Raw genomic sequence first — 14,225 nt, forward strand, 5'->3', positions numbered from 1 at the left:
AGACACTTGATGCGCACCGCGCTGTGCGAGACGTTCGGCATCCGCTACCCGATCATCGGGTTCACCCCGTCGGAGCACGTGGCCGCCGCGATCAGCAAGGCCGGCGGGCTCGGCGTGCTCGGCTGCGTGCGGTTCAACGACGCCGGGGAACTCGACCGGGTGCTGGACTGGATGGACGCCAACACCGACGGCAAGCCCTACGGGGTTGACATCGTCATGCCCGCGAAGGTGCCCGCCGAAGGTGCGGCGGTGGACCTTGAGAAGCTGATCCCCGAAGAGCACCGCGCGTTCGTCGAGCGGACCCTGCGCGAGCTGGGCGTGCCGGAGCTGCCGGAGGACACTGAGGAACGCGCCGGGGTGCTCGGCTGGCTGCACTCGGTGGCCCGTTCGCACGTCGAGGTCGCGCTCAAGCACCCGATCAAGCTGATCGCCAACGCGCTCGGCTCCCCGCCGGTGGACGTGATCAACCAGGCCCACGAGCACGGGGTGCCGGTCGCGGCGCTCGCGGGCAAGGCCGAGCACGCGGTGCGGCACGTCGACAACGGCGTGGACTTCGTGGTGGCGCAGGGCTACGAGGCCGGCGGGCACACCGGCGAGATCGCGTCGATGGTGCTGCTGCCGGAGATCGTCGACGCGGTGGGCGACCGGGCGCCGGTGCTGGCCGCGGGCGGGATCGGTTCGGGCAGGCAGGTCGCGGCCGCGCTGGCGCTGGGCGCTTCCGGCGCGTGGACCGGCTCGATCTGGCTCGCCACGGAGGAGTACCTGCAGACGATGCCGGATTCGACCGCGATGCAGAGCGCGCTGGTCGGGGCGACGTCGTCGGACACCGTGCGGACGCGCATCTACACCGGCAAGCCCGCGCGGCTGCTCAAGACGCGGTGGACGCAGGCCTGGTCGGCCCCGGACGCGCCCGACCCGCTGCCGATGCCGCTGCAGAACCTGCTGGTCAGCAAGGCGCACAACCGCATCCACGCGGCGAACGACCCGACGGTGGTGTCGATGCCGGCCGGGCAGATCATCGGCCGGATCGACCGGGTGCGACCGGTGGCCGAGGTCATCGCCGACCTGGTCAGCGGCTACGAGGAGGCGTTGTCCCGCCTGGACAAGACGAGGTAGGCGAACGCGCCGACGGCGAGGACCGCGACACCGGTGATGACGGAGGCGAGCGGCAGGCTGAACGCGAGCACCACACAGCCGATCAACCCGACGACGGGCACCACGCGCCGGGTGCCGAGCGTCCACGCGCTCGCGTTCGCGATGGCGTAGTAGGTCAGCACCGCGAACGAGGAGAACCCGATCGCGCCGCGCAGGTCGGTCACCAGCACCAGGGCGGCGACCACGACACCGACCGCCACCTCCGCCCGGTGCGGCACGCCGAACCGCGGGTGCACGGCGGCCAGGGGAGCGGGCAGGTGACCGTCCCGGGCCATGGCGAACGTCGTCCGGGACACGCCGAGCACCAGCGCGAGCAGTGAACCCAGCGCGGCCAGCGCGGCGCCCGCCCGCACGACCGGGGTGAGAGCCGACCACGACGTGCCGGCGATCGCGGTGGCGATCGGGTCCGAAGTGGACGCCAGTTCGTCCGGGCCCAGTTGCAGCAGCAGGAAAACGGCGACGACCGCGTACACGACGAGCGTGATCGCCAGCGCGATCGGGATGGCGCGCGGGATGGTGCGTTCCGGGTCGCGGACCTCCTCGCCGAGGGTGGCGACCCGCGCGTACCCGGCGAAGGCGAAGAACAGCAACCCGGCCGACTGCAGGATGCCGCCGGCGTCGATCGCCGGCGTGAGGTGGCCGGGGTCGGGCGCGCCGGCGGTGGCCAGCGCGACGACCGCGGTGGTGAGGACGACGAGCGTGATGCTGACGATGACCTTGGTGACGGTCACCGAGCGCTGGACGCCGCGGTAGTTGAGGGCGGTCAGCGCGAGCACCGCGGCCGCGGCGACGAGCGACTGCGCAAACCGGCCCGCGCCGGGCGCGGTGTAGGCGGCGACGGTCAGCGCCATCGCCGCGCAGCTCGCGGTCTTGCCGACGACGAACCCCCACCCGGCGAGGTAGCCCCAGAATTCGCCGAGCCGCTCGCGCCCGTAGACGTAGGTGCCGCCGGATTCGGGATACCGGGCGGCCAGCCGGGCGGAGGAGGTGGCGTTGCAGTAGGCGACGATGGCGGCCAGCGCCAGGCCGATCAGCAGCCCGGCCCCCGCGGCCCGGGCGGCGGGCGCGAAGGCGGCGAACACCCCGGCTCCGATCATCGACCCCAGGCCGATCACCACCGCGTCGCCGGTCCCGAGTCGGCGGGTCAGTCGTGTCACGGGGAGACGGTAACCGGTGGGCTCCCCGGGGCGGCGATCCGTCACCGGAAGTTCGGCGCCCGTTCGTGCCGACGGCCGGCCGTCACCCGTACCTCATCGAGAGTGGCGCTCACCCGAGGGCGTCCAGTTTGCGTCGCAGCACCGCGCGTTCCCGGTCGTTCCCGCACAGCTCGATCGCGCGCCGCAGCTCGGTGCGGGCCTCCTCGCCGCGGCCGAGCCGCACCAGCAGCTCGCCGCGCACCGTGGGCAGCAGATGCGACCCCGACAAGGCACCGGTCGCCAGCGCGTCCACGATCGGCAACGCCGCCGCCGGGCCCTGCGCCATCGACACCGCCACCGCCCGGTTCAGCTCCACCACCGGCGACGGCGCGAGCCTGCCGAGGGCCTCGTACAGCAGCACCACCCGGTCCCAGTTCGTCTCCGCCACCGACGGCGCCACGGCGTGGCACTCGGCGATCGCCGCCTGCAGGCCGTACGCGCCCAGCCCCCGCCCGGCCGCCTCCGCCCGCGCCAGCGCCGCCCGGCCCCGCCGGATCGCCGAGCGGTCCCAGCGCCGCCGGTCCTGGTCCTCCAGCAGCACCGGCTCCCCGTCCGGCCCGGTGCGCGCCGGGAACCGCGCCGCGGTCAGCTCCAGCAACGCCAGCAGCCCGTGCACCTCCGGCTCGTCCGGCATCAGGCGCGACAGCACGCGGGCGAGGCGCTGGGCCTCGCCGGCGAGGTCGAACCGGATCAGGTCACCGCCGGAGCTGGCCGACGACCCCTCGGTGAAGATCAGGTAGATCACGTTCAGCACCGAGCCGAGCCGCTTGGCCCGCTCGTCCGGCGGCGGCACCTCGAACGGCACCCGCGCCGCGGCCAGGGTCTTCTTCGCGCGCGTGATCCGCGCCTGCACGGTCGCCGTCGGCACGAGGAACGCCCGCGCGATCTCGTCGCTGGTCAGACCGCCCACGACCCGCAGCGTCAGCGCCAACCGGGCCTCCCGCGACAAGACCGGGTGGCACGAGATGAACATCAGCGCGAGCACGTCGTCGTCGATCTGGTCCGGGTCCCACTCGACCTCCCCGCCGTCCTCGCGCAGGTCCCCTGCGAGGACGGCGTACTTCTCGTCGAGCGCGGAGCGGCGGCGGAACGCGTCCACGGCCCGCCGCCTGCCCACCGTGAGCAGCCATCCCGCCGGGTTGCGGGGCACGCCCTCCCGCGGCCAGGTCACCAGCGCCTCGGCCAGCGCCTCCTGCGCGAGGTCCTCGGCCAGCGCGAAATCGCCGGTGTAGCGCGCGAGCGCGCCGACGATCCGCGCCGACTCGATCCGCCACACGGCGGCCACCGCGTCGCGTTCGGTCATCTCAGAGCTGACCGGTCGCCTCGCGCCACGCCCGCTCCTTCTGGACCCACTCGTTGTCCTGCGGGAACTCGTCGATCGTGGTCACCCGGCGGATCTCGGTCTTGAAGCCCTCGCCCTTGATCGGGGACCGCTTGGCCCACTCGATCGCCTCCTCCTTGGAGGCCACGTTGAGGATGTAGAACCCGCCGAACAGCTCCTTCGTCTCGCCGTACGGGCCGTCGGTGACCACCGGCGGCTCGGACGAGTAGTCCACGACCACGCCCTCGTTCGCGTCGTCCAGGCCCTCGGCGGCGACCAGCACACCGGCGCGGATCAGCTCGTCGTTGTACCTGCCGACGGTCTCCAGCATCTCGCTGAAGTCGGTGTTCGCCATGTTCGCGTAGGCCTCGTCGGTGGCCCGCCAGATCAGCATGAACTTCATGGCCGGTCTTCTCCCTCGGTGTCCGGGTCCCTCTCGGACCCTCTCACCCCATGGGTCGAACGGGGGACGTTTCGATCGACACGGCCCCGGAATTTTTTCGTGCAACCCGCCGACGGGCCCGTTCCGTCCAGGTGGCATGAGGTGGAAAGCAACGATGTGCGGGCTGGGCCTCGTCCTCCTGGCGGCCACGGCCTGCGGTGAGCGACCCGAATCCGTCCAGCCCGGCTCCGGTGGCGGGCCCACGAGCGAGCCCTCGATCGTCGCGCCCACCGTTCCGGCGACCGACCTGCCCCCGGTGATGCCCGGCGGGCCGCGGCAGATGCACCCGCCCGCGGGCACCACCCAGGTGCCGGCCACGCGCGTCGACTCCTCGGCGCTGCCCTCGGACTTCCCGCGCGAGGTGTACGTCAGCGCCGACGGCAGGCAGCTGTTCATCCGCGCCGAGGAAGGCGGGTGCGGGCGCGCCGCGGCCGAGGTGACCGCGCAGGACGCGCGGCAGGTCGTGGTCACCCTGGTGGAGAGCAAGAGCAACCTGGCCGGCCAGATGTGCACCATGGACCTCCGCTTCCCGGTGGTCTCGGCGACCCTGTCCGAACCCCTGAACGAGCGGACTGTGGTGCTGAAGAGCGCCAAACGAGGTTACTGACCGGTAGTATCCCGGGGCATGAAGAAACGCCAGGTCTCCGCCACGCGGATCGTCGCGGCTCCGCCGGAGAAGATCTTCGAGCTGCTCACCGACCCGTCGAAGCACCCGCTGATCGACGGGTCCGGCACGGTGCTGGCCGCGCAGGGCGGCGGGCCGGAGCGCCTGACGCTCGGCTCCCGCTTCGGCATGGACATGAAGATGGGCGCGCCGTACAAGATCCTCAACACGGTCGTCGAGTTCGACGAGAACCGGCTGATCGCCTGGCGGCACTTCAACGGGCACCGCTGGCGGTGGCAGCTCAAGCCGCTCGAGGACGGCTCGACCGAGGTCACCGAGACCTTCGACTGGTCCACCGCGCGGATCCCGCTCCTGATCGACCTGAGCTTCTTCCCGCGCAAGAACCAGCAGGCCATCGACAAGACGCTGGACCGGCTGGTGAACCTGTTCCAGGCGTGAAAACGGGGCGCCACCCGTGGCGGGTGGCGCCCCGTTTCGCGTGGGTCAGGAGCGGAAGCTGATCTGCAGCACCGGTTCCGACGTCTCGGCGAAGAAGTCGTTGCCCTTGTCGTCGATGACGATGAACGCCGGGAAGTCCTCGACCTCGATCTTCCACACGGCTTCCATGCCCAGTTCGGGGTACTCCAGGACCTCGACCTTCTTGATGCAGTCCTGCGCCAGCCGCGCGGCCGGGCCGCCGATCGAGCCCAGGTAGAAGCCGCCGTGCTGCTGGCAGGAGGCGGTCACCTGCTTGGACCGGTTGCCCTTGGCGAGCATGACCATCGACCCGCCGGCCGCCTGGAACTGGGCGACGTAGGAGTCCATCCGGCCCGCGGTGGTCGGCCCGAACGAGCCGGACGCGTAGCCGTCCGGGGTCTTGGCCGGGCCGGCGTAGTAGACCGGGTGGTCGCGCAGGTACTGCGGCATCTCCTCGCCGGCCTCCAGGCGCTCGGCGATCTTCGCGTGCGCGATGTCGCGGGCCACCACCAGCGGGCCGGTCAGCGACAGCCGGGTCTTCACCGGCAGCGACGACAGCTGCGCGCGGATCTCGTCCATCGGGCGGTTCAGGTCGACCTGGACCACCTCGTCGGACAGGTCGTCGGTGGTCACGTCCGGCAGGAAGCGGGCCGGGTCGCGCTCGAGCTGCTCGATGAACACGCCGTCGGCGGTGATCTTCGCCTTGGCCTGGCGGTCGGCCGAGCAGGACACCGCGATGCCGACCGGGCAGGACGCGCCGTGCCGCGGCAGGCGGATGACGCGCACGTCGTGGCAGAAGTACTTGCCGCCGAACTGGGCGCCGATGCCGAACTGGCGGGTCATCTCCAGGACCTGCTGCTCCAGGTCGGTGTCCCGGAAGCCGTGGCCGAGCGGGGAGCCCTCGCGCGGCAGGTTGTCCAGGTAGCGGGCGGAGGCGAGCTTGGCGACCTTGAGGTTGTACTCGGCCGACATGCCGCCGACCACGATCGCCAGGTGGTAGGGCGGGCAGGCCGCGGTGCCGAGGCTGCGCAGCTTCTCGTCCAGGAACTTCGCCAGTCGCTTCGGGTTCAGGACGGCCTTGGTCTCCTGATAGAGGAAGGTCTTGTTGGCCGAGCCGCCGCCCTTGGCCATGAACAGGAACTCGTAGCTGGGGTCCCCGGTCCCGTCTTTGTGGTACAGCTCGATCTGGGCCGGCAGGTTGGTGCCGGTGTTCTTCTCATCCCAGAAGGTGACCGGCGCCATCTGCGAGTAGCGCAGGTTGAGCTCCTGGTAGGCGTCGAAGATGCCACGCGCGAGGGCCTGCTCGTCGTTGCCGCCGGTGAGCACGCCCTGGCTGCGCTTGCCGATGACGATCGCGGTGCCGGTGTCCTGGCACATCGGCAGCACCCCGCCGGCCGAGATGGCCGCGTTGCGCAGCAGGTCCATCGCCACGAAGCGGTCGTTGCCGCTGGCCTCGGGGTCGTCGACGATCGCGCGGAGCTGCGCCAGGTGCGACGAGCGCAGCAGGTGCTGGATGTCGGTGATCGCGGTCCGGGCGAGCTTCGTCAGCGCGTCGGGGTCGACTTCCAGGAACTTCCGTCCGGCGGCCTCGACTACCCGGACGCCTTCGGCCGTCACGAGCCGGTACTCGGTCTCGTGGTCCGGACCCAGCGGCAGCACGTCGGTGTACTGGAAGGTGGTGGTGGTCACTCGGGCTCCCTCGCAGGCAATTCGGGCCCTTGACGTTACCGCCTGCGCGTGCTTGCCCACGGTGCGGTGTGGCGCGAACTACGCCGGAGATCACGTGGCGCGAACCACCCCGGGGACGAACGCCTTCGCTCGCTCTCGGAGGTGAAACCCACGAAGGCCGCGAAGGCGGTCCCGGCGAGCCACAGGAGCACGATCAGCACAGGGTGCCTTCGGAACGATCGCAGCGTCTCCCGCCGGGCGCGCCTGATCGAGATGACCGCCTTCCGGAGCCGTTCAGCGCCGATGAGGTCGAGTACGACGATCAGGCCGCCGGCGAACTGGAGCCCCTTGCCGAGACGACCCCACGCGAGGATCGGCCAGCTCCACAGCTCGAAGCTCGCGACGGACCGGCCGTGCCACCACACCGTCCACGCGTCCCAGTACCCGATGGTCTGCACGGGGGTGGTGTCGGGGACGGCCGCTGCTCGTTACGCGCAACGGCGAGCCGCGGCCGCCGTGACGGATCCCACAAAAAGTCGGAAGGCCGGGCCCACCCCGACGGACCCGACCTTCCGGGGAAAGCGGCCGGGCGCACAGGGGTGCCCGCCGCGAAGTTCCAACCGTCCGTAGGACGTGAAGAACTCACCAAACGTTGCTTCCACGGTGACGTGACCTGCGTCATACGTCAACACTGCCGATCGGGTAGTCCCAAGACGCGAACAGGGCCACCCCGCGTAGGCGGAGTGGCCCTGAGCACCAAAAAGGCGTCAGCTGGCGTAGGCGCGCAGCCGCTCGGCCCGCTCGCCCTGGCGCAGCTTCGACATGACCTCGCGCTCGATCTGGCGCACCCGCTCGCGGGAGAGCCCGAAGTGCTTGCCGATCTGGTCGAGGGTGCGCGGCTGGCCGTCGTCGAGGCCGTAGCGCATCCGGATGACCTGCTGCTCCCGCTCGTCGAGCGTGGCCAGGACCCGGCGCAGGTCGTCCTGCAGCAGGCCGGAGATGACCGCGCTCTCGGCGTCGGTGGCCTCGGAGTCCTCGATGAAGTCGCCCAGCGGGGCGTCCTCGTCGGTGCCGACCGGCATGTCCAGGCTCACCGGGTCGCGGGCGTGGTCGAGCAGGTCGGCGACCTTCTCCACCGCGATGCCGGACTCGGCGGCCAGCTCCTCGTTGGTGGCCTCACGGCCGAGCTGCTGGTGCAGGTCGCGCTTGATGCGCGCCAGCTTGTTCACCTGCTCGACGAGGTGCACGGGCAGCCGGATGGTGCGGCCCTGGTCGGCCATGCCGCGGGTGATGGCCTGGCGGATCCACCACGTCGCGTAGGTCGAGAACTTGAACCCCTTGGAGTAGTCGAACTTCTCCACCGCGCGGATCAGACCCAGGTTCCCCTCCTGGATCAGGTCGAGCAGCGGCATCCCCCGTCCCGTGTAGCGCTTGGCCAGCGACACGACCAGCCGGAGGTTGGCCTCCAGCAGGTGGTTCTTCGCCTTGTGGCCGTCGCGCACGAGCGCCTCCAGCTCCTTGCGGCGCTGCGGGCTCAGCTTCGGCGCGGTGTCGAGCATGTGCTGCGCGAACACCCCCGCCTCGATGCGCTTGGCGAGCTCGACCTCGTCGGCGGCGGACAGCAGCGCGGTCTTGCCGATCCCGTTGAGGTAGACCCGCACGAGGTCCGCGGCCGGGCCCTGGGCGTCGAGATCCGCGTCGAGGTTCGGCGAAGGGCGTACGCTGGACTCGACGGGCTCGAATTCGGGCTCGGGGACCTCACGAGTCGGACGCTCGAGAGTCTGTACTGACATGTTCTGCCTCCCCGGTCACGGGCGGACACGTTCGGTGCGTCACACCGGCTCCTGCGCCGCGTGGGTGAATCCTGTGGAGTGCTCCACCCCCGCGCGTCCAGCTCGTCGGCTGGACAATGGTTCCAACGCCGGCCGTTGCCAAAACGTTCCCGCCTCCTCGACATACAGACGAGGCGGTACCGGACCGGGTTGCTCCACAAAGCTGAGGTTTTGCTGAGAGACCGGCCCGGCGGGGCAGTGGTTCAGACCTCTACGAGCACCGTGAAGGGCCCGTCGTTCACGCTGCGCACCGCCATCATGGCGCCGAATTTCCCCGTGGCGACACGGGCTCCGCGCTCGCGCAGCTCCGCCACGACGCGGTCGAACAGCGCCAGCGCGGCGTCCGGCCGGGCCGCCTGCGTCCACGATGGACGGCGCCCCTTGCGGGTGTCGCCGTAGAGCGTGAATTGGCTCACCACCAGCAGCGGGGCCCCGGAAGTGGCGCAGGACTCCTCGTCGCGCAGGATCCGGAGCTCGTGCAGCTTGCGCGCCATGGTGACCGCTTTGTCATCGGTGTCCGAAACGTGGACCCCCAGCAGCACCAGCAGCCCCGGCTCCTCGATCGCGCCGACGACCTCGTCCTCGACTGTGACGCTCGCCTCGGTCACCCGCGCCGCGACGGCCCTCACACCGCCTCCAGGAACCCGTGCCGGACCAGCTCGCGCACCAGCGGCAGCGCGGCCTCGGTCAACGCCTCCTCATCCAGGCCGTGCCCGGCCGCCAGCAGCGACAGCAGGTCCGACAGCGGCAGCGCGCCCCGGCAGCCGGCCAGCAGCGCGGCGACCGTCTCGTCGACCTCGTGCTGCCAGCCGGGCCCGTCGGAGCGGTGCAGCCGCAGCACAGTGGTGTCCCAGCCTTCGTCGCCGGGCGCGGACACCCGCTCGAGCAGCACCGTCGGCGGCACCCGGAAGCGCGCGTCCAGCAGGTCGTGTCCGTGTTCGCGCAGCCAGCTCACCCGGTCCAGCCACGCGCCGGCCTCCGGCCCCAGCGGATCGTCGTAGGCCTGCCGCAGGTCCTCGCACACCACCGTGGGGTGCGCGGCGTCGGTCCGGCGCAGCGTGACGAACCCGAACCCGACGCCCTGAACCTTGTTCTCCGCGAACCAATCCAGCCAGTCCGCGGCCTTGGCCCGGCCACGCTCCGAGCGCGGATCGATTCCCGCGTCACGCAACCAGGTGCCCACGTACAGCCCGGGGTCGGCTACGTCGCGTTGCACGAACCACGCGTCCGTGCCGCCGGGCAGCCACCGGCTCACCCGGTCGGCCCAGTCCTCGCCGTCGACGTGCAACCAGGAGGCGAGCAGCTGCCCGGTGCCGCCCTCGGTCAGGAACCCGGGCAGCTGGCGGATCACCAGCGCGCTCGCGTCGTCGCCGCCCAGCCCGGAATCGCGGTAGGTGTAGTCGACGCGCGGCGGTCCCACCACGAACGGGGGATTGCACACGATCTGGTCGAACCGGCGGCGCGCGACCGGTGCGAACCACTCGCCGCGCACCAGTTCCACGTCCAGCTCGTTCAGCCGGAACGTCGCGTCCGCCAGTGCCAGCGCCCGCTCCGACACGTCGGTGGCGGTGACGCGCTGGGCGTGCCGGGTCGCGTGCAGCGCCTGCACCCCGTTGCCGGTGCCCAGGTCCAGCAGGCTGCCCACCGGGCGGCGGGTCGTGGCGCGGATCAGGCTCAGCGACGCGTGCCCGACGCCGAGCACGTGGTCCGGCGGCACCTCGGCGCCGAGCGCGTCGGAGTCCAGGTCCGACACCACCCACCAGGAACCCTGCTCGTCCCCGTGCGGCCGGATGTCCAGGCCCGCCCGCAGCAGCTCCCGGCCGCGCACGAGACCGGTCGCGAGCGCGTCGTCCAGGGCGACCGGCGCCAGGGCCGCCCGCACCGCCGCCTCCGGCTCGGCCGCGCCCAGCAGGAACAGGCGGATGAGCGTGCCGAGCTCGCCGGCGTCCGCGCTGGCGCGGAAGGCGAGCTCGGGCTCACCGCGGCCCAGCGCCGCGTGCGCCGCCCCGCCGAGCGCGTCGACCACGCCGTCGGCGTCGTAGCCGGTGCGCCGGAACGCCTCGCGCAGCCGGGCCAGGAAATCGTCGGAGAACCGCGGAATGCTCACGGTGGGTGATCCTCCCACGCGAGCCGCCGCGGCTGTGCTGTGATGGCCGCATGACCACCACGGACCGGGCAGAGCTGCTCGCGGGGCTCGGCGAGCTCCTGCCGGGCCTGGAGGAGCTCTACGTCGACCTGCACCGGCACCCCGAGCTGTCGTTCGCCGAGCACCGGACCGCGGGCAAGCTCGCGGCGCGGCTGCGTGACGCCGGGTTCGAGGTGCACACCGGCATCGGCGGCACCGGCGTGGCCGGCGTGCTCCGCAACGGTGACGGCCCGGTCGTGATGCTGCGCGCGGACATCGACGCGCTGCCGGTGGCCGAGAAGACCGGCTTGCCCTACGCCAGCGAGGTGCGCGCGCCGAACGCCGACGGCGACGAGGTCCCGGTCATGCACGCGTGCGGGCACGACATGCACGCCACCTGGCTGGACGGCGCCGCCCGGCTGCTCGCCTCCCGGCCGGACGCGTGGCGGGGCACCCTCGTCGTGGTCTACCAGCCGGGCGAGGAGGTCGGCGACGGCGCGGAGGCGATGGTCCGCGACGGCCTGTTCGACCTGGTCGGCTCGCCGGACGTGGTGCTCGGCCAGCACGTCGTGCCCGGTCCGGCCGGCTGGGTGCTGACCCGTCCGGGTGTGCTGATGGCGGCGACCGACTCGCTGCGGGTCGTGCTGCACGGCCGGGGCGGGCACGGTTCCCGCCCGGAGACCACCGTCGACCCGGCGGTGCTGGCCGCGTCGGTGGTGATGCGGCTGCAGACGATCGTCTCGCGTGAGATCGCGGCGACCGAACAGGCCGTGGTGACCGTCGGTTCGATGCACGTCGGCACCGCGGCCAACATCATCGCCGAGGAAGCGGTGCTCGAGGTCAACGTCCGGACCTTCGACGAGCAGGTCCGGTCCCGGGTGCTGGCCGCGGTCGAGCGCATCGTCCAGGGCGAGGCGGCCGCCGCGGGCGCGCCACGGCCCCCGGAGATCACCCCCATCGCGACCTTCCCGGTGACCAGCAACGACGAGGCCGCGAACCGGACGCTGAGCGACGCCTTCACCGCCCACTTCGGCGCCGACCGGACCATGGAGGCGCCGCTGGTCACCGGCAGCGAGGACTTCGGCGAGTTCGGCCGCGCGGCCGGCGTGCCCTCGGTGTTCTGGCTGGTCGGCGGGCTGGACCAGGACTTCGTGCTCACCGCGATGGCCGAGGGGCGGTTCGAGCGGGACGTGCCGTCCAACCACTCGCCGCGCTTCGCGCCGGTGCTGCACCCGACGTTGCGGACCGGGGTGGAGACGCTGGTCGTGGCCGCGCTCACGTTTTTGTCGGTGGGTGGTGGCAGGCTCGGAGCATGACCGAGATCCCGGCCGCCAACTTCGCCCAGCTGTGGGCCGACGACACGCGCGCGCCCCTGCCGAAGACCGGTGACGAGCGCGAGATCCTCACCGCCTACCTCGACTGGCACCGGCAGACTTTTGAGCTGAAATGCGCCGGCGTGCCGCCGGATCGGCTGTCCGAGCGGTTGATCCCGCCGTCCGGGCTGACCCTGCACGGTCTGCTGCGCCACCTCGCCGGCGTCGAACGCTGGTGGTTCCGCATCCAGTTCCGCGGCGAGGACGTGCCGGTCCTGTACTACTCCGACGACGATCCGGAACAGGACTTCGAGCGGCTGGACGGCGATCCGGCGGAGGCGCTGGCGGTGTGGCGCGCCCAGTGCGAGCAGTCGCGGCGCATCGTCGCCGACGCGCCGTCGCTGGACGTCACCGGCGTGCACGCGTCCTCCGGCGAGCCGATTTCGCTGCGCCGGATCATCGTGCACACGCTCGCCGAGTACGCCCGCCACAACGGGCACGCCGACCTGCTGCGCGAACGGATCGACGGCAAAACCGGGTACTGAGGAGGGAAACGTGACCGACGCACTCGCGCTGACCCGCGCGCTGACCGCGGTCGACACTGTGGGCCACGCGGAGACGGCGGCGCTGGAGGTCGTGGCGCCGCTGCTGCGGGAGGCGGGGTTCCGGCTGGAGGTGTTCGAGCACGAACCCGGCCGCGGCACGCTGGTGGCCGAGTGGGAGACCGGGCACGACGTGCCGCCGCTGTGCCTGTCCGGGCACGTCGACACGGTGCCGTTGGGCGGTGCGCCGTGGCAGCGCGACCCGTTCGCCGGGGAGACCGACGGCGACCGGATCTACGGGCGTGGTGTGAGCGACATGAAGGCCGGGGTGGCGGCGATCGTCACGGCGGCGCTCACGGTGGCGCGGTCCCGGCCGCGGCGGTCCGGGCTGCGGCTCGTGCTGACGGCGGCGGAGGAGACCGGCTCGCAGGGCGCGCGGTTCGTCGCCGGCCGGCTGGGGCCGAGCGGGCCGCTGGTGATCACCGAGCCGACCGCGAACGTGGCGTTCCACGGCCACAAGGGCGCGCTGTGGCTGGAGGCGCTCGCCACCGGGGTGACAGCGCACGGGTCGATGCCGCACCTGGGGGACAACGCGGTCGTCAAGCTGGCCGCGGCGGTGACCCGGCTGGCGGAGTACCGGTTCGAGGTGGAGCCGCACCCGGTGATGGGGCCGCCGACGCTCAACGTCGGCACCTTCACCGGCGGTCTGAACACCAACTCGGTGCCGGACCGCGCGGTGGCGACGGTCGACGTGCGGACGGTCGCGGGGCAGGACCACGCGGCGCTGCTGGCGGAACTGGCTTCGGTGGCGGGGGTCGAGGTCCGGCCGCTGATCGACCTGCCGCCGGTGTGGACCGATCCGGGCGACGAGTGGGCCGCCTCGGCGGCCGAGATCGTCCGGGACGTCACCGGCGCCGGCGAGGAGGTCGCGACGGCGACGTACTTCACCGACGCGTCCGTGCTGACGCCCGCGCTGGGCGGTGTGCCGACGCTCATCTGCGGCCCCGGGCAGCCGGAGCAGGCGCACGTCACCGACGAGTGGTGCTCGATCACCCGCCTGGCCGAGTCGGTGGAGATCCTCACGCGCATCTGCGGCGGGTGGTGCGGGATTTAACGCCACCCGAGTATCGGCGGTGCGGGGGAAGTGGCAGCATGGAGGGCACAGGAGGTGGTCGCGGTGAACAGGTCCCCCCGGGGTACCGGCGACGAGGACGCCCCCGTTCTCATCACCGAGGCCGCCCCGTCCTACGAAGAGGAACACGCGGCCCGCAAGCGCAAGTACATGCTCATGATGGGCATGCGGTTCCCGTGCCTGGTGCTGGCGGGGATCTTCTACCACACGTGGTGGCTGGCGCTGCTGTTCATCGTCATCTCGATCCCGCTGCCGTGGGTCGCGGTGCTGATCGCCAACGACCGCCCCCCGCGCAAGTCGGAGAAGGTCAACCGCTACCAGCGCTCCGCGAAGGCCATCGAACACCGCGAACACCGCATCATCGACGGCTGACCCGCACTCCGCGGCGCGAACACGCCACCACTACGGGCCAGCACGC

Annotated in this window: 14 protein-coding genes; 7 read left to right on the forward strand and 7 right to left on the reverse strand. The window is 72.0% G+C overall.

Annotation, left to right across the window (positions count from 1 at the left end):
• The first annotated feature begins 9 nt into the window (after nucleotides 1-9).
• The gene (locus IE290_RS29280; RefSeq protein WP_191247937.1) at nucleotides 10-1,116 is read left to right on the forward strand and encodes an NAD(P)H-dependent flavin oxidoreductase; all 1,107 of its coding nucleotides are present in this window, start codon (nucleotides 10-12) and stop codon (nucleotides 1,114-1,116) included.
• On the opposite strand, the gene IE290_RS29285 is transcribed toward IE290_RS29280, so the two are convergent.
• The 3 genes from IE290_RS29285 to IE290_RS29295 all read right to left on the reverse strand — a co-directional run bounded on the left by IE290_RS29285 (nucleotide 1,077) and on the right by IE290_RS29295 (nucleotide 4,075).
• Nucleotides 1,077-2,303, reverse strand: a complete 1,227-nt coding sequence (locus IE290_RS29285; protein ID WP_268246418.1) for an APC family permease — start codon at nucleotides 2,301-2,303, stop codon at nucleotides 1,077-1,079. The genes IE290_RS29280 and IE290_RS29285 overlap by 40 nt on opposite strands.
• Nucleotides 2,304-2,421: 118 nt before the next feature.
• Nucleotides 2,422-3,654, reverse strand: a complete 1,233-nt coding sequence (locus IE290_RS29290; RefSeq protein ID WP_191247939.1) for an RNA polymerase sigma factor — start codon at nucleotides 3,652-3,654, stop codon at nucleotides 2,422-2,424.
• Between the two features lies 1 nt (nucleotide 3,655).
• Nucleotides 3,656-4,075 carry a YciI family protein gene (locus IE290_RS29295; RefSeq protein ID WP_191247940.1) on the reverse strand — a complete coding sequence of 140 codons (420 nt, stop codon included), beginning with the start codon at nucleotides 4,073-4,075 and terminating at the stop codon, nucleotides 3,656-3,658.
• Nucleotides 4,076-4,229: 154 nt separating this feature from the next.
• Here IE290_RS29295 and IE290_RS29300 point away from each other — a divergent pair, with 154 nt between their 5' ends.
• Both IE290_RS29300 and IE290_RS29305 read left to right on the forward strand, forming a co-directional pair.
• Entirely contained in the window at nucleotides 4,230-4,721 is a 492-nt protein-coding gene (locus IE290_RS29300) for a hypothetical protein (protein ID WP_191248227.1), read from the forward strand.
• A gap of 18 nt (nucleotides 4,722-4,739) precedes the next feature.
• Nucleotides 4,740-5,177 carry an SRPBCC family protein gene (locus IE290_RS29305; protein WP_191247941.1) on the forward strand — a complete coding sequence of 146 codons (438 nt, stop codon included), beginning with the start codon at nucleotides 4,740-4,742 and terminating at the stop codon, nucleotides 5,175-5,177.
• Between the two features lie 45 nt (nucleotides 5,178-5,222).
• On the opposite strand, the gene IE290_RS29310 is transcribed toward IE290_RS29305, so the two are convergent.
• The 4 genes from IE290_RS29310 to IE290_RS29325 form a co-directional block, all read right to left on the reverse strand.
• The gene (locus IE290_RS29310) at nucleotides 5,223-6,884 is read right to left on the reverse strand and encodes a fumarate hydratase (protein WP_191247942.1); all 1,662 of its coding nucleotides are present in this window, start codon (nucleotides 6,882-6,884) and stop codon (nucleotides 5,223-5,225) included.
• Nucleotides 6,885-7,630: 746 nt separating this feature from the next.
• Complete coding sequence (locus tag IE290_RS29315) at nucleotides 7,631-8,656, reverse strand: sigma-70 family RNA polymerase sigma factor (protein WP_094009034.1); 1,026 nt, start codon at nucleotides 8,654-8,656, stop codon at nucleotides 7,631-7,633.
• A 242-nt stretch (nucleotides 8,657-8,898) separates the two neighbouring features.
• On the reverse strand, nucleotides 8,899-9,324 hold the full coding sequence (dtd, locus tag IE290_RS29320) for a D-aminoacyl-tRNA deacylase (protein ID WP_191247943.1): 426 nt from the start codon (nucleotides 9,322-9,324) through the stop codon (nucleotides 8,899-8,901).
• On the reverse strand, nucleotides 9,321-10,802 hold the full coding sequence (locus IE290_RS29325) for a N5-glutamine methyltransferase family protein (protein WP_191247944.1): 1,482 nt from the start codon (nucleotides 10,800-10,802) through the stop codon (nucleotides 9,321-9,323). Before IE290_RS29325 ends, dtd begins: the two co-directional genes overlap by 4 nt.
• Nucleotides 10,803-10,852: 50 nt before the next feature.
• Here IE290_RS29325 and IE290_RS29330 point away from each other — a divergent pair, with 50 nt between their 5' ends.
• Genes IE290_RS29330 through IE290_RS29345 form a run of 4 tightly spaced genes read left to right on the forward strand, consistent with a single transcriptional unit; the run spans nucleotide 10,853 to nucleotide 14,179 of the window.
• Nucleotides 10,853-12,136 carry an amidohydrolase gene (locus IE290_RS29330; RefSeq protein ID WP_191247945.1) on the forward strand — a complete coding sequence of 428 codons (1,284 nt, stop codon included), beginning with the start codon at nucleotides 10,853-10,855 and terminating at the stop codon, nucleotides 12,134-12,136.
• Nucleotides 12,133-12,678 carry a DinB family protein gene (locus IE290_RS29335; protein ID WP_191247946.1) on the forward strand — a complete coding sequence of 182 codons (546 nt, stop codon included), beginning with the start codon at nucleotides 12,133-12,135 and terminating at the stop codon, nucleotides 12,676-12,678. Before IE290_RS29330 ends, IE290_RS29335 begins: the two co-directional genes overlap by 4 nt.
• A 10-nt stretch (nucleotides 12,679-12,688) precedes the next feature.
• Entirely contained in the window at nucleotides 12,689-13,789 is a 1,101-nt protein-coding gene (locus IE290_RS29340; RefSeq protein WP_191247947.1) for a M20 family metallopeptidase, read from the forward strand.
• 54 nt (nucleotides 13,790-13,843) lie between these two features.
• Nucleotides 13,844-14,179 carry a DUF3099 domain-containing protein gene (locus IE290_RS29345; protein ID WP_191248228.1) on the forward strand — a complete coding sequence of 112 codons (336 nt, stop codon included), beginning with the start codon at nucleotides 13,844-13,846 and terminating at the stop codon, nucleotides 14,177-14,179.
• Nucleotides 14,180-14,225 lie beyond the last annotated feature (46 nt).

Source organism: Amycolatopsis deserti (assembly GCF_014653945.1).
In the GTDB taxonomy this organism is placed as follows: Bacteria; Actinomycetota; Actinomycetes; order Mycobacteriales; family Pseudonocardiaceae; genus Amycolatopsis_E; species Amycolatopsis_E deserti.

Excerpts from the sequence above, each read along its gene's own strand:
- IE290_RS29295 (WP_191247940.1), bottom strand. The coding sequence starts at position 4,075 with ATGAAGTTCATGCTGATCTGGCGGGCCACCGACGAGGCCTACGCGAAC.
- IE290_RS29290 (WP_191247939.1), bottom strand. The coding sequence starts at position 3,654 with ATGACCGAACGCGACGCGGTGGCCGCCGTGTGGCGGATCGAGTCGGCG.
- IE290_RS29330 (WP_191247945.1), top strand. The coding sequence starts at position 10,853 with ATGACCACCACGGACCGGGCAGAGCTGCTCGCGGGGCTCGGCGAGCTC.
- IE290_RS29315 (WP_094009034.1), bottom strand. The coding sequence starts at position 8,656 with ATGTCAGTACAGACTCTCGAGCGTCCGACTCGTGAGGTCCCCGAGCCC.
- IE290_RS29305 (WP_191247941.1), top strand. The coding sequence starts at position 4,740 with ATGAAGAAACGCCAGGTCTCCGCCACGCGGATCGTCGCGGCTCCGCCG.
- IE290_RS29335 (WP_191247946.1), top strand. The coding sequence starts at position 12,133 with ATGACCGAGATCCCGGCCGCCAACTTCGCCCAGCTGTGGGCCGACGAC.
- IE290_RS29280 (WP_191247937.1), top strand. The coding sequence starts at position 10 with ATGCGCACCGCGCTGTGCGAGACGTTCGGCATCCGCTACCCGATCATC.
- IE290_RS29300 (WP_191248227.1), top strand. The coding sequence starts at position 4,230 with ATGTGCGGGCTGGGCCTCGTCCTCCTGGCGGCCACGGCCTGCGGTGAG.